10 protein-coding genes are annotated in these 15,371 nt (G+C 36.0%); 6 read left to right on the top strand and 4 right to left on the bottom strand.

What is annotated here, in order from left to right; genetic code table 11:
* Positions 1-245: 245 nt before the first annotated feature.
* From ACWPWS_RS17360 to deoC, 3 genes are read left to right on the top strand one after another with little or no spacing between them, the layout of a single operon-like run.
* Positions 246-1,181 (top strand): endonuclease/exonuclease/phosphatase family protein, encoded by a 936-nt coding sequence (locus tag ACWPWS_RS17360; RefSeq protein WP_309512806.1) that lies wholly within the window; start codon positions 246-248, stop codon positions 1,179-1,181.
* 27 nt (positions 1,182-1,208) lie between these two features.
* A complete protein-coding gene (locus ACWPWS_RS17355) occupies positions 1,209-1,679 on the top strand; it encodes an Lrp/AsnC ligand binding domain-containing protein (protein ID WP_002976659.1) in 471 nt (156 codons plus the stop codon).
* A gap of 4 nt (positions 1,680-1,683) precedes the next feature.
* A complete protein-coding gene (gene deoC, locus ACWPWS_RS17350) occupies positions 1,684-2,427 on the top strand; it encodes a deoxyribose-phosphate aldolase (protein WP_309512805.1) in 744 nt (247 codons plus the stop codon).
* Positions 2,428-2,479: 52 nt separating this feature from the next.
* On the opposite strand, the gene dusB is transcribed toward deoC, so the two are convergent.
* Entirely contained in the window at positions 2,480-3,475 is a 996-nt protein-coding gene (gene dusB / locus ACWPWS_RS17345; protein ID WP_034694897.1) for a tRNA dihydrouridine synthase DusB, read from the bottom strand.
* Between the two features lie 198 nt (positions 3,476-3,673).
* Here dusB and ACWPWS_RS17340 point away from each other — a divergent pair, with 198 nt between their 5' ends.
* On the top strand, positions 3,674-5,644 hold the full coding sequence (locus tag ACWPWS_RS17340) for a T9SS type A sorting domain-containing protein (protein ID WP_454047358.1): 1,971 nt from the start codon (positions 3,674-3,676) through the stop codon (positions 5,642-5,644).
* A 78-nt stretch (positions 5,645-5,722) separates the two neighbouring features.
* Here the strand turns inward: ACWPWS_RS17340 and ACWPWS_RS17335 are convergent, their stop codons facing one another.
* On the bottom strand, positions 5,723-8,947 hold the full coding sequence (locus ACWPWS_RS17335; protein WP_454047357.1) for a hypothetical protein: 3,225 nt from the start codon (positions 8,945-8,947) through the stop codon (positions 5,723-5,725).
* 151 nt (positions 8,948-9,098) lie between these two features.
* Between ACWPWS_RS17335 and ACWPWS_RS17330 the strand changes: the two genes are divergently transcribed.
* The gene (locus tag ACWPWS_RS17330) at positions 9,099-9,968 is read left to right on the top strand and encodes a T9SS type A sorting domain-containing protein (protein WP_454047356.1); all 870 of its coding nucleotides are present in this window, start codon (positions 9,099-9,101) and stop codon (positions 9,966-9,968) included.
* Positions 9,969-10,126: 158 nt separating this feature from the next.
* Positions 10,127-10,936, top strand: coding sequence for a T9SS type A sorting domain-containing protein (locus ACWPWS_RS17325; protein ID WP_454047355.1), 810 nt, complete (start codon positions 10,127-10,129; stop codon positions 10,934-10,936).
* Positions 10,937-10,998: 62 nt separating this feature from the next.
* Here the strand turns inward: ACWPWS_RS17325 and ACWPWS_RS17320 are convergent, their stop codons facing one another.
* A complete protein-coding gene (locus ACWPWS_RS17320; RefSeq protein WP_454047354.1) occupies positions 10,999-13,821 on the bottom strand; it encodes an aminopeptidase in 2,823 nt (940 codons plus the stop codon).
* A 53-nt stretch (positions 13,822-13,874) separates the two neighbouring features.
* Positions 13,875-15,254: an orotidine-5'-phosphate decarboxylase gene (gene pyrF, locus ACWPWS_RS17315; RefSeq protein ID WP_454047353.1), complete on the bottom strand. Its 1,380-nt coding sequence runs from the start codon at positions 15,252-15,254 to the stop codon at positions 13,875-13,877.
* Positions 15,255-15,371 lie beyond the last annotated feature (117 nt).

Genomic DNA, 15,371 nt, shown 5'->3' with positions numbered 1-15,371 from the left:
TTCTATTATTCCGGATTTTGTATATTATCTCAATTTTGACTAATATACTAAAACTCTCTAATAATTGAAAAATTAATTTATTATCGCTGATTTCATTGGTATTTTTTACTATATTTGAAATGTTTTCTATGAGGAATTGATTTGTTGTTTTAAGGATAAATCGAGGAAATTTGGAAAAAAAATAATAAATTTACATCTTAAAGTAAAAAGAACATAATAAATTAAAAGTATAGAAATTAGTGTAGATGGAGCTGTTCTCTTTTTATAATGTTGAAAATTTATTTTTACCCGATCCGAAACCTGTCCACAAATTAGATCCTACCCGGTCAGGATTAAGGAATTGGGATGAAAAGAGATATAGAAATAAGCTTTTCAAAATCTCTCACGTATTTCAGTTGATGAAGGAGGAAAATGATGTATTGCCATTTGTAATAGGATTATCTGAAGTTTCCGGAAGGAAAGTTTTGGAAGATCTTGTAGAAATGGAACCCTTTAATTCGGAATATGGAATTGTACATTATAATTCCATGGACGAAAGAAAAGTGGATGTAGCCATGTTATATGATAAAAATAAAGTAGAGGTAATAGATTCAGAAACCATTACTTTCTTTTTTGAAATAGTAAATAAAAACACAGAAAATTACGACACAACCAGAGACGTACTTTTTTCAAAAATTAAATATAAAGGGGAAATTATTAATGTCTTTATCGCCCATCTTCCCTCTAAACGCGAAAAAGATATCAATAAGCCTAAAAGAGCCTTTATATTGAATGAAGTCCGGGAACGGATTATGAAAATAGTGGACGCAGATAAAGAGCACGTTATATTGTGTGGTGATTTTAACGAAAACCCGGATGATGAAAATTTAGTACAGATTCTCTATGACAATGACCATGAGAAGGTTTTAGTGAACCCTTTTCAGCAATTGTTTTCTACAAGAAATTATTCTACTTTTCATTATAAATCTGGATTGTTGTATGATCAGATCATTATGTCAAGATCTTTACTTGATAATAAGACGCTGGCTTTTCAGGATGCCCATATATTTAATTCTGAAAAAATCCGCAGCAGAACCAGAAATTTTGAAGGACGGCCTTTCCGAACATATGCTGGTACACGGTATTTAGGAGGATATAGCGATCACTTTCCGGTTTTTGTAAAATTTAAAAATTTACATTAAAAAACATAAATAATAAAAAAGTAGAAAATGAAAAATTCGAGCAACACAAGCTACCATTTAGATTCTATTGACAAAGAAATCATCTACATGTTGATGGACAATGCTAAAACATCTTTAGCCCACATTTCAAAAAATGTTGGAATTTCCACAACTGCAGTGCATCAAAGAATCAAAAAACTCGAACATGCAGGAGTTATTGAAAATTCAATATCATTTCTTAACCCTAAGAAAATTGGATATAAAGTGATTTCCTACATCGGGGTATTTCTGGATCAGCCAAGCCATTATCCGGAAGTGGTAAAATCTCTGCATGATATCAATGAGGTAGTGGAGGCCCACTATACCACAGGGAATTATACTATTTTCCTGAAAGTTCTTTGTAAAGACAATGATCATTTAATGCAGATTCTTAGCAAGCTTCAAAAGCTGAAGGGAGTAACAAGAACAGAAACTTTTATATCTTTGGAACAAGGTATTTACAGACAACTGAAAGTATAACGATATGAACATAGCCCAATATTTGGATTCAACTTACCTGAAAACACCAGAACAATCAGGTATTTCCCACGAAGAAACACTTCAAAAAGATAAAGAACTTGCTCAGGAAGCAATAGATAATGGTATTTTTGCCGTGATGATTCGACCGGATTACGTATCTGAGATCAAAAAATATATCCAGGAAAGAAATTCAAATGTTGTAGTAGGAACAGTAATAGGTTTCCACGAAGGAACGTATTCTATTGATGAGAAACTTGCAGAAGCTTCAAAAGCAATAGAAGACGGAGCAGATGAACTGGATTTTGTTATTAATTATACAGCTTATCTACAGGGAAATATTGAACTGGTAAGAGAAGAATTTGTAAAATGTACAAAATTATCTCTTGAGCATCATAAAATTGCAAAATGGATTATTGAAATCGCAGCATTGACTGATGAACAAATTGCAGATCTTACTAAAAATATTTCTACCTGGGCAGAAGAGAATTTTTCTGAAAATGAACTGTCGAAAATTTTTGTTAAGTCATCAACAGGATTTTACCAAACTGCCGAAGGAAAGCCTAATGGAGCAACCTTTGAAGGAATCACCATTATGCTCAATAATGCTGGGAAACTTCCTGTAAAAGCAGCTGGAGGAGTAAGAACTCCTGAAGATGCTGAGAAAATGATTAAAATGGGAGTTAAAAGAATTGGAACCTCTTCAGCGCTGGGATTAATTAAAAACGAAACTTCATCAGAAGGATATTAATATAATTAGATTCTAAATAAAAATACCATCAGTTTTACTGATGGTTTTATTTTTATAGCTGAGCCTGGTATTCTTCGTAGAACTGCTGAGTCTCTTTGATCAGACTGTTCATTTCTTCCATAGTGAAAACTTCCAGGAATTTTTTTCTAAATTCCTTGAAATGAGGAATCCCTCTGAAATAATTGCTGTAATGCTGTCTCATTTCAACCAATCCCAATCTTTCTCCTTTCCATTCAGCACTCCATTCTGCATGTTGGCGAACAGCCAGTAATCGGTCTGAAATTGTAGGTTCAGGTAAATGTTCTCCAGTTTTAAAGAAATGTTTGATTTCGTTAAATATCCATGGATATCCAATAGCAGCACGCCCGATCATGATACCGTCACATGCATACTTTTGTTTATATTCTAATGCCTTTTCAGCAGAATCTATATCACCATTTCCAAAAATTGGAATCTCAATATTGGGATTTTGTTTAATTCTTGAAATATGTTCCCAGTCTGCTTCACCCTTATACATCTGTGCACGGGTTCTTGCGTGTATCGTAAGAGCTTTGATTCCGGTTTCCTGCAGACGTTCTGCCACTTCATCAATATTAATGCTGGTACTGTCCCATCCTAAACGGGTTTTTACCGTTACAGGCAGGTGAGTAGAGCTTACCACGGCTTTGGTAAGGCGAACCATCAGATCAATATCTTTCAGTACACCAGCTCCTGCTCCTTTGCAGACAACTTTTTTTACCGGGCAGCCAAAATTAATATCTACAAGATCCGGGTTTACCGTTTCAACAATTCTTGCGGACATAGCCATTGCTTCTTCATCTCCACCAAAAATCTGTATCCCCACTGGTCTTTCATAATCGAAAATATCCAGCTTCTTACGACTCTTGATAGCGTCACGAATTAACCCTTCGGAAGAAATAAATTCCGAATACATTAAATCTGCACCGTGCATTTTACACAAACGTCTGAACGGAGGATCACTTACGTCTTCCATTGGAGCCAGCAAAAGTGGAAATTCCGGCAGTTCTATGTTGCCTATTTTTATCATGGTGCAAATTTACGAAATTCTTAAAAAACAATATTTTTTAAATTAAAATATGGTATTGCGTTTTGCTTGTGTTGTTTTGTTTAAGGGATTTTATGATATTCTGTTTAATTTTTATTTAATATATTTAACTGATTATCAATGTTTATTGAATTTTATTGATAATTATTTTTTATATTTAGTATAATAAAAATTAGTGTCATGAGAAAAATTCTATTTTATTTGATGGCAATTTTAGTTTCATCAAATTTTTATTCACAAGTAAATATTTCTGCTACGGCAGGAACAGCTACAGGAACCTATACTACGTTAAAGGGCGCATTTGATGCTATTAACGCAGGAACACATCAGGGGGCAATTACAATCAGTATCACAGCAAACACAACGGAAACGGCAACAGCCAGTCTGAATGCCAGTGGCGGAGCAACAAGTTATACTTCTGTTGCTATAAAACCTGCCACAGGAGTTACGGCAACTATTTCCGGGGATATTGCCAGTGCGCCTTTAGTGAGAATACAGGGGAGTAATATTACCCTGGACGGAAGCAATGCAGCTTCAGGAACGACAAGAGATCTTACCCTTACCAACACTTCTACTACAGCACCGCAGGTCCTTACATTCATAGCGGCTTCTGCAGCTGCAGCCAATACTAATATTATGGTTAAAAACCTTAATATTATCAACGGAATGAATAATTCTTCAGCTTTGGTAATGTATGACGGAGCAGCAACACCTACGGGAGGCTTCTTTAACAATGTTACTATTCAGAATAATGCTGTGAAGAAAGCTTATATGGGAATTTATTTATTTGCTGCTACAGCTGCTGGTAATGGAGCTAATACATTGGTTACGGGTAATGATATAAGTGCTTCGGGAGCAGATGCCAACCGTCTTGGAGGAATTTATGTTCAGGGTGCAGATGGAGTAACAGTAAGTAATAACACATTAGGTAACTTTGAAACGACCAATGCTGAAATTAAAAGAGGGATCTGGTTTGCTACAGCAACAGTCAATTCTTCAATTATTTCAAATACCATAACCAATCTTGGGTATACCGGAACGGGTGCGGGAGGAGCTTCCGGAATAACGATCACCTCAGGGAGTACAGGAGCCTCTGCTGTAGCCAATATTATGGTAAGCGGAAATACGATTTCCAATTTTAATTCCAGTGGAACAGGGACTCTTTTTGCAGGTATTTATGCAGGAGGTACATTGACAACCGGAATGACCATTATTAATAATAAAATAAATGGAGTTAAAAATACTAATGTCTCAGGGTACGGAGCCCAGGGAATTTATCTGTCCACAACAAGTCTTATCTCCAATACATTAGTGGCCAACAATATCGTCAGTGGTGTGGCCGGTTATGGATATGCAACAACAGGAGGAGTAAATGATAATGGAAACGGGATTGTTGTCGCTGCAGGAGGCGGATATAAACTTTATTATAATACCGTTGTCATGAATGTCAGCCAGACTGTTGCAGGAAGACCCTCTGCTTTAAATATTACAAGTGGAGTAACCGGTGCAGGAGGTATTGATATCAGAAATAATCTTTTTGTCAATACCCAGACTCAGGCAGGCGACAGATACGCTATTTATGCGGGAGCCGCCAGCAGTGTTTTTTCTACTATTAATTATAATAATTTCTATTCTTCCGGTACCAATCTTGGGTATATTGGAGGATTGGCAAAAGCCACCCTTGCTGATATCCAGGCGGGATTCGGAGGAAATGTAAACTCATTGAATGTGCTGCCGGTATTCGTATCAGCAACTGATTTCCATTTGTCAGCCACAGGGAATGCAGCTCTTGATAATAAGGGAACTCCGGTAGTTGAAGTAACACTGGATGCAGATGGCAATACAAGAAATGCTTTAACACCGGATCTCGGAAGTTTTGAATTTACAGCAGCCGTATTGGCAGTAAATGAAACTGCGAAAAAGAATACAGTGAATGTTTATCCGAATCCTGTTGTGGATTACCTATATATCAATAATGACAGTAGAATTAAAGATATTGAAGTGTATAATGTTTCAGGCCAGAGAATTCTCAGCGAAACCATTAACGCTGAAAAAGGCTCTGTAGATTTGAGACGTGCTGCTGCAGGAGTTTATATTTTAAAAGTGAATACAGAAAAAGGATCACAGTCTTTAAAAATTATTAAAAAATAATATATACCCTAATAATCAGAAAAATCCCCAATAGCAATAATATTGGGGATTTTTTATTGTATAAAGTAACCATCATAATTAGAAGCTTGCTTTTACCTGCATACTTCCGATATGAATGGTCCGGTCACCTGAGTTTCTTCCTTCGTAATTAAGATTCAGCTGGATAAAGGAGTTGATAGCCTGTTGGATGAATACACTCCATACCTGATTTTTCCCAGGCTTAAGCCCATCCAGCATCTGGTTTCCTACAATACTGAAATTGTTTCCGGTAAAATTGTTGCTGATGAACGAGAAATTTCCACGGATAGACGTTTTTCTACGCTCCCATTGGATGGTTCCTGTAATATCAAAAGCTTTAAGAAGTTCTTCACCATCCAATCTTTGTTTCTGGCGGAAAGCAGAAGATAATTCAGCCTGAATAGCATCTGTGAACTTATAAGTTGCTTTAGGCTTGGTTTCAAAATTAGTGAGACGATAATCTCTTGTTTTAAATAATTGTGAAGAGTTTTGGATATCATGAACTGAGTTTTCCCAGTCTACTCTGAATTCTTTATTGAACCAGTATCCCACATTCAGGAAATGAGAAGTCTGCTCACGTTCTTCATTACTGAAATTGGCATTAATGAGATTGTCATTGGTAATGAACCTGTAATTTCCATTCCAGCCTGACTTGTCGGTTGGGTTAAACTGTACAGAAGCAAGAATATTCTGATTTTTAAGGATCTGATCACTATTCTTTTCAAAAGGATTCAGAACAAGCACTTTTTCTTTTTTATAGAAAGAGTTTTGAGAGTTTAATGAAATATTGAAATTCCATCGTTTTAAAAATCCGTTCTCAGAATTGAAAACAATTGCCGGATTAACAAATAAAGCCAGCTGTAATTTATTTTTATTGGAAGGAATATATCTTACAGAATTAGTGTATACACGGATATATTGTGCAAGATCAGAATACTCAGCGATTTCAAATTCGTCCAGCTGCTGCACTCCATCTCCGTTATAATCGGTCCATTTATAAACCCCCTGTCCATCTGTTACTTTAATATATTGAAATTCCCTCTGGGCTTCCTGGCCGTTCCCCAGTTCATAGAAAGCCTGAAGACGCATTCCATTTCTGAAAAGCTGTTGATTGTATAAGATGTTTCCAACAACAAAATCATTATTACGGGTTACTTCACCTTCTGCACCTGCGTAGAAGAATTTTCGGTAGTGGATTAAAGCATTTAGGGAGGTTCTTTCTGTTTTGATAATCTGACTTTCAGCCATAATTCCCAAAATATTGTTCATATTCTGAAGCCTGTTGTCGCGTACCGAGTCATTATCTCTCATGTATACTTTTGCCAGCAACTTAGTTCTTGTACTGTCACCGATTTTCTTTTGCAAAAAGATTTCCTTCCAGCTGAAACTCGTGACATCCATAAGTTGGGTGTCATTGTATTTCTTCTCGTTATGTTCCATGCTTCCCCCAACGGCCCAGCTTCCTTTTTTGCCGGTAAACTCTGTTGAAACTCCACCACGGATGAACTTCGTGTCCTGAAGGGTGGCAGTTGTATTCAGATAAGATAAATTACCCTTGGTAAAGAACTTTCCTGTAAGCCAGCCAAAGTCCAGGTCATTTTTGATCCCTTTATAAGAATTTTGCTCATTCAAATAATTGACACGGTAATTTAAGGTGGATTTATTATTCCATTTATTCAGGAAACTGAAGATAAACCTGTTTTGGGTCTTCTTATTAAATTCCTGGGTAAGGTTAAAGTCTCTGGAGAATTCGACATCATTGATACGGTCAAGGATATGAAACTGCCTGTCTATATATTGGTATTCAAAACTAGGTGTTCCTTTCCATGCATTTTTCGTGAAACTCTTATTTCCGAAAATACGCCATGCATATCCCATATTCTGATCAGAATCTTTTGATGAAAATAAATTGACATCATAGTTACTCAACGAGATATCAGCTCCTATTTTTCCTTCATTCAGTAAATATTCTGAGTTCAGAGAGTATACCTGTGACTTCTGAGGAGACGGAAGTTTTCTTACCGCTCTGTAATCTCCGGCATTAGGACCTACATATTCAAAAACACGTCCGTTATTGGTGGTTTGTGCTATTTTATAATCCCCCAGATTAGCCCCGAAATACGTAAAAGAAACCTGGTACAGCGTTAAGCTTGAATCAGTAGAATACTCATAGAAAGTTCCGGCAGGATTTAATTTATATAAAATTTTATTCACATCATACTCCGTTACCACCCCTGAAGGAGCATACATCAAATCCGGATTGTTTCCTGCATCTGCAAGAATCTGTTCATCTTCTTTGGAAAGACTTAAAGACAGAGGAGCATTCTTATTGTCATTTTCCATGAACCAGTTTAAGCCTACTTTGAATTTCTCTCTCTGATGTTCAAGCTTTCCTGTAAACAGATATCTTGAATAATTCCTGTTGGCATAGTTATAGGAAATCGTTATGAAATTCTGCTGGAAAATAGGACGGAAACTGGTAAAGGTAACTTCACCGGTATTATAATTGATAATATAATCCTGGTTTTCACCACGCTTCATCAGGATTCCATCAATGAAGACCTGTTCAGAACCGGAGATCAGTGTGATAAACTGTTCCCCATTCTTACCTGTCAGACGGTAAGGTCCCTGATTTCCTTCAACCCCCTGAAAACGGATTCTGTGAAATTCACTTCGTGCAACACCTGCAGAGATATCTACCAATGTTTTGTTTTCCTTCCCGAATTCTGTCTGGAACTGAAGCCCCATGCTTCGTCTCTGGTATTTGGCAAAATAATTCTTAGATTCTACAAGGTCAAGATGTCCGGCTCTGAGGATGGATTTTTCCTTAATATTAAGCTGCATGTAGATTTTGTCAAACTCCTCCAGCGTTTGCGTATAACCATCAGCCTGAATAGGCAGGTTGTGATCCGAAATACTGGCTAAAATCGTAACATCTTTGGATAAGCGTCCTGAAATCTGAAGATCCATTGAACTTTGCACAGACTGGCCCTGATTGTTACCAAAAGTAATCCCTCTGATGATAGAACCTTTTGAATTAAGTTCTCCTAAAAATCGTTTTTTATCATTCTTTGCCAGTACAGCCTCATCGATAACGATTTTGTTGTGCGTTCTTATGAAATCAAGGGTGTCTTTTGCAAAGATATCCTGCTCAAGCCTTGCCGCAAGAATACTGTCTCGTTTAATGCTGTCTTCAGGCACGTTGGGATTTTTCCATGAAAATACCTGAGCATTTCCTGAAAATATGCCTAAGAAGAATACAATTAGAAGGATATAATTCCGCAAGCCCTGAAAAATAATTGGTAAAAGTAACTAAAAAATGTTAATCGTAATAGCTTAACTATTATTAACAGAAACTTAACCTGTTTATTGTGTCAAAAAAAATAAAACGATGTACTTTTATCAAGGAAATTATTAATTATAAAAATATTAAATCATGAAAAAATTTTATTCTCTTTTTGCAACGGTGATGATGAGTGCAGTTGCTTTGGCACAAACAACATACCTTTGGGACGGTACTTCTGTAAATCCTGTTTCGGGTACAAATGCTAATATTTCAAATGTAGCATTTGCAGCTACCCAGGGAAATAATAACGGTACTACGAATTTAATTACCGCTACATCTGTGTCTTCAGGTTATACAGGAGCAAGCGGATCCAGTAATTTTGGTGCTGCGGCTTTTAAAGAGGCTCTTTCTACTGCTGCAAGTACTTATTTTAGTGTTACTGTTACTCCTGTTGCGGGTAATAAAGTAACATTGAATTCTTTAAGTCTAGGGTCCAGAGGTACCTCTACCGGACCGGGAAAGATTACAGTATATTCCAGTATTGATAATTATGCTACTGCAATAGGTACTGTAAATGTTAACAACAACAGTACATGGACATTGAATAGCATCACTTTTTCAGGAACTAATTTAGTAGGTGCGGAATCTGCTCCGGTTACTTTAAGAATCTATGGAAGCGACAGCCCTGGTACGGGAACTCCATCTTTAGGTACTGCCAACTGGAGAATAGATGATATTTCTTTAATGGTTACTTCATCTACTGCTTCTCTAGCTGTTATTGATGCTAAAAACGTAAAATCAGGAAACTTTGTAAAGAATTCTTTCGTTAAAAATAACGAGATTGTTTTCGGATCTGATGTAAAAGATGTGAAAGTTTTCAATATGTTCGGACAGCTTGTAAAAGAAGCTTCTGTAAAACAAAATGAAACGGTAAGTGTTGCTGAACTGGCAAAAGGGAACTATATCATAACAGGTACAGTGAACAACCAAGCGGTTTCTCAAAAAGTTCTTAAAGACTAATTTCTTTTAGATAAAAATACAGACAGCCACTTCATTGAAGTGGCTGTTTTTTATATAATTATTACTGGTTTTGAGATTTTTGTATCCTATATATTTCTTAATTTGGTGGTATTGTTTTTGATGTTTTATTATTGATCTATTTCTTTAAAATTATTACGATGAAAAAAATCTTTACTCTTGTTGGACTTACGTTATTAACTTCTTTTTCAAATGCCCAGATTGTGATTAATGAAATCTATGGTGGGAATGCAAGTTCTGGTGCTGTATTGAAGAATAATTATATTGTCCTTAAAAATATCGGAACTACTTTGGTTTCTTTAACGGGAGCAAGCATTCAATATGCTCCGGCGATAGGTGCTTTTACCGAATATCATACACTGCCTGACTTTACTTTAGGCCCTGAAGAAACTTATCTGATTCAGGAGTCAGCAATTGAAGGAGGCGTGGAAAATCTACCCACACCGGATTTTATTGCCACTACAATCACTAATTTTGATGGAACTCCCAATAAATCTTCCGGGATGAGAATCTCCAGCGTATCAGGAAAAGTTGCTTTGGCCGGAAATATATTGCAGGTGACGGGACCTTCCGCATCCAATGTACTGGATTTTGTAGGATACGGATCAAATGCAGATCAGTTTAAAGGAGATGGGCCGGCTCCTTCTCCCACTACAACAACGGCTATTAAAAGAACGATGGTTGGAAGTAATGATAATATGGCAGACTTTTCCCTTGAAGGCAGTGTGAAATCTGGTTTTGTACAGAATCCTTTTATAAAAGACAGTAAAGTAGTGTTCGGAACCGAGGTGAAAGATGTGAAAGTTTACGATACATTCAGACAGGTTGTTAAAAAATCCCCTACAAAATTAGCTTCAACTCTTGACATTGCAGAACTTCCAAAAGGAACTTATATTGTCACAGGAACCATTAATAATATTCCGATCTCACAGAAAATTATAAAAGATTAGTTTTTTAATAAAGAAGAACAGCTCATTAATGAACTGTTCTTTTATTTTTTATTACCATAAGTTTAATACCAACCTCTTCTTGCAGCATTAATAATGGAACCAAGATTAAGAATCAATGTATATCTGATACGCTTTCCATAATCTTTGAAGGATGGTTCAAAACCTAAAGAAGATTGTATCGGGAAATAAACTTCCAGAAAATCAGGAATGATTCTTACTTTAACTCCGGTATCCCATATGAATTTGGCAGGAAGATCTTTGTTTTTATAAACACCGGCATCAGCATACACATGGAATATTTTCCAGACGCTTGAATCCACGTTGGCAGAAGTGATCCATTGGTTTACTGTTCCCGGAAGAAAAGATTTAAAACCTCCATCAGCTAATATAAACTGTTGGGAAAGAAGGCCGCTGCTGGCACTTTCTCCTAAAAGCGTATAAGAGAATGAATAGTTGGAAACCCTGGAAATTCCATAGTCGAAAAGGTTATTTCGGGTGTTGTTTCTTAAAAAATATCCGGCAAATAAACGTAAGCTCAGTTTTTGCTTAGGAGCAAATTCCCATCTGTAGAAACCTTCAGCCGTTATTTTATTAAAGTCTTCCATTCCCTGCGTACTTAGACTAAAGCTTTTTTCATGAATCATCTGGTTGTCACTATAGCCATAGCCGATACTCCAGAGATTATACTTGCTATAATCATTATTAGCGATCATTTTAGGACTCAGATCCCTTTCAAAATAATTATAGGAAATCCCTAGACCTCTGCTTACAGTACTTCTCGGGTTCTTCCTGAAGTTGATAGAAGAAGATATTGAGGTTTTTCTGTAGGCAAGATCATAATCATAATGAAAATAAGAACCTGAAAGTCCGAATGTTAAACTTCGGATAATGCTTTCTGCAGGTAGAATAGAATAGGAGACTGCTCCAGAACCCGTCAGTTTTCCTGTTCCGGTACTATAAGTGGGAGTAACCGAATACAAAAATTTCTGATCAAAGAAAGACTGGTTTTTTAAATTGATTCCCAAAAGAAATTTATCATACGTATTGTTAAAACGTACCCTTGGGCTGAGGTAAACTTCATTGTATTCCGGGTTTGGAATATCTTTTATTAATTTTAGTTTAATTTTTTTTGCATTGGAAAACAGGCCTTTTGCATACAGAAAATTATCTCTGTAATTGGATTCAGGGAAAATATATCCGCTGTTTAGAGTGACTTTATAAATATTTTCTGATGCGGGAAGAGAAAGGCTGGTGATACGTTCATTTTCTTCGGTATCTATCCAATAGGCCTTCTTTTCTCCTTCTCTGGTTTCTGTTTCCAGCTTTACCGGAATGGAAATATCGGTATTCTTTACAATTTTTATTTGTAGAGAATCATTTTCTTTTCTAATATTTTTTAGTTTAAAATCAACACGGTTCTTTTGTTTGAAAAAGTTGGAGAGATAGGCTGTTGATTTATTATTTTCTGAAAGAGCGGTCAGGAATTCTTCAGGATTGATTTTTTTTCCGGAATTCTGAGAAATATAATTTTTTACAATCCCATTGAAGTTATCGTATCCCATTTTGTCAGCCGAATAGTTGAAAAGGCTTCCTGTTTCAAAGCTGCTGATGGCCATGTCATTGAAATTACTCAAAACAGGGAAGTGTTCATCAATCTTCTGATCAAGATTTTGCAGCATGATGTACTGATAGGAAAGTCCATAACGATCCAGAAGTTTTACTTTGGATGCATGGAATAATTTTAAAGGTTTGAGCCCAAATATTCTGGTTTCGGGTAGCGTTCCTAAAAGTTTTGTATCAGCATAGAATTTTTTGAGATACTGAATTTCCAGATAAGATTTTAACCCATTTTTAAACCAGTGGTCTTTTTCCTTATCCGCAATAACGTTTTCATTAAGAATTTTCTTGGCTATGATTCCAAAATAATCCAGATCTGTTTTTTCAGTATCGGTAAACAAACGGAATCTGAATTTCCAGAAAGTAATATCATTATTTCCGAAAAAGTCTTCTTTAGCTCTGAATTTATCTGAAATAAAAATACTTTTCGGAAGAACCCCGATGCGTTCCTTAAGGAATTTTAAATGTAAGGGAAGATAAAACTCCAGATTTTGTTTTTCTTCCGGTTTCAGATTATACCCAAATTTGATTTCGATTTCCTCTCCGTCAACATTGGTTTTTATGGAAGGAAAACCGGTTGAAGAAATTAAAAATTCAGGATCGGAATCAAGGTATCCCTTAAATGAATTCATCTGTACCTGTGGAAGATTACCTTCTACAAAATTATTAACAGGAATATCAAAGTTGATGGTCCAGAAAGTGTTGAAACTTACCTGTTCTTCAATATCGTGGTAGTTTCTTTTAGAAATATTGTCCGGATCAAAATGATCCGGAACAATAAAGAAATATTTTAATACAGTATTCTGAGCGGATGTTCCGTATCCCGTAAATGTTTTATCGGGAAGCTGCATCCTGTACTGCAACTGTAATGTGACGCTCTCGCCAGGTTTTAATACATTTTTCAGAGGAATAAAAATATTTTCATCTGAAAGTGTATTGACGGGAATTACTTCATTTTCAGAACTTTTAATGTTCAGTTCAAGAAGTTTTCCCAATTGATCGCTCTTCGCAAAATGCAAATCATTATTTCGGTCTTCCAGTTTTCGGTAGACTAAAGAAGTTCCCCGTTTATTGTACGCGGAAACCCAATTCAGGAGTTTTACGGTTTGCAGGTCTTTCCCGGAATGATTGTAGTAAACAATTTCCTGGCTGACATCAAGGTTCTTTTTGTCAGGAGACAGTTTCGTTTCAACGTATATACTGTCTGTCTGTGCAGAAACCTGTACAACTCCCCATAACAAAATAAGGCAAATGCTGATCTTTTTCAAATATTCGTGATAAAGCCCAAATATAACTTATTTTGTATATACTTTATAGGATTTTAACCCTGAATTGCTTTTTTTTCCAAAGAATTAATATATGCATTCCATCCTTCTGTTTTATAAGTGATTGCAGACGCTTCAGGATCGTTGGATTTGTAGATTCCTCTTCCTACGATAATAAAATCTGTATGCAAGGTCTTGAAAACATGTTCTGGTGTGTTGTACTGCTGTCCTTTACCATCTCCTGAATCTGCAAGGTTTACCCCTGGAGTGAACAATAAAAGTTCTTCAGGAATTTTATTCTGAGATACACCACCAATAACATTAGGATGCGATAATGCTACTTTTAAAGCTTCTTCACGATAGCTTGCTGTTGTTAAAGCTCCTTTGGAAGACATTCCAACAATAGCTACTACCCCTACATTGCTGAAGCAGTCTAAGGATTCAAAACCTCCGATTACCTGAGAGGTTACAAAATCTGCCCAATTTGTAATTTTGAAAACTCCACTGGTAAACTGAAGTTCCTGTGTATTTCCAATGTCAGCAAATTTTCTGTCTTCCATCAATAAGAACTGGTGTTTTGCAGCAATAGCTTTTAGAGGAGTGATTGTTTTTTCATATTCGAAATCAGAAATAATATCGATATGCGTTTTTAAAGCAACAATATGCGGACCTACCTTTTCAGCCAGCTCCAATAACTCCTGAGTGGTAGTAACATCAGCAGAAGCAATAAGGTTTGATTTTTTTGCTAAAGCTGTTTCCAGTAATTTTTTTGAAACAGAATGTTGGGTAACCTGAAGTTTCTGCTCATAAGAAGATCTTGTTTCTTCTTCGAACTGAATATGATTCCCCTGAAGGAAGTCCTGGATTCTTTTTACCTCTTCATCAGACAATTCACCCGTTTCCTGAAGAATACCACATACTTCAGAAATATTGAAAAGAGTGTGCACTCTAAATCCTTTGCTTTCCAGTAATTGTTTTCCTCCCTGCTCTCTGTCCAGTACCACAACGATATCCGAAACTTTAAGATCCTCCTGTTCTATTTCAGGAATGGTTTCTAATAAAGACTTTCCTGAAGTGATCACATCTTCTACCAAAAGACAGTTTTGCCCTTTCTGGTAAATTCCTTCAATCAGTTTTTTTGTTCCGTAGCTTTTCGCTTCTTTTCTTTTAATAATTAATGGAATATAGCTTTCCAAAGACATTGCAGTAGCCATAGGAAGGGCAGCATAAGGAACTCCACAGATTAAATCAAAATTATCTAATGGAAGCATTTCCAATAAATAATTAGCCAGATTTTTTAAAATTTTAGGATCTGAAGCCAAAGGTCTCAGGTCTACATAAAAAGGACTTTCGATACCACTTTTCAGGGTAAACCTTCCGAATTTAATGATTCCTAGTTTGTAGCACTCTAAGAAGAATTCTTTTTTACTTTCCATTATTTTTTATTAGATATTGCAAATTTAAGGAATTGAAATACGGCTTATAAATTTATCGCTCATTTGTAAATAAAAAACCACCCCGGAGTAAGCAGGATGGTGTGAAAAATATAATAA

The sequence above is a fragment of the Chryseobacterium sp. Marseille-Q8038 genome, assembly GCF_965111995.1.
The sequence above is the reverse complement of the archived record's forward strand: the minus strand, read 5'-3'. Positions and strand labels throughout refer to the sequence as shown.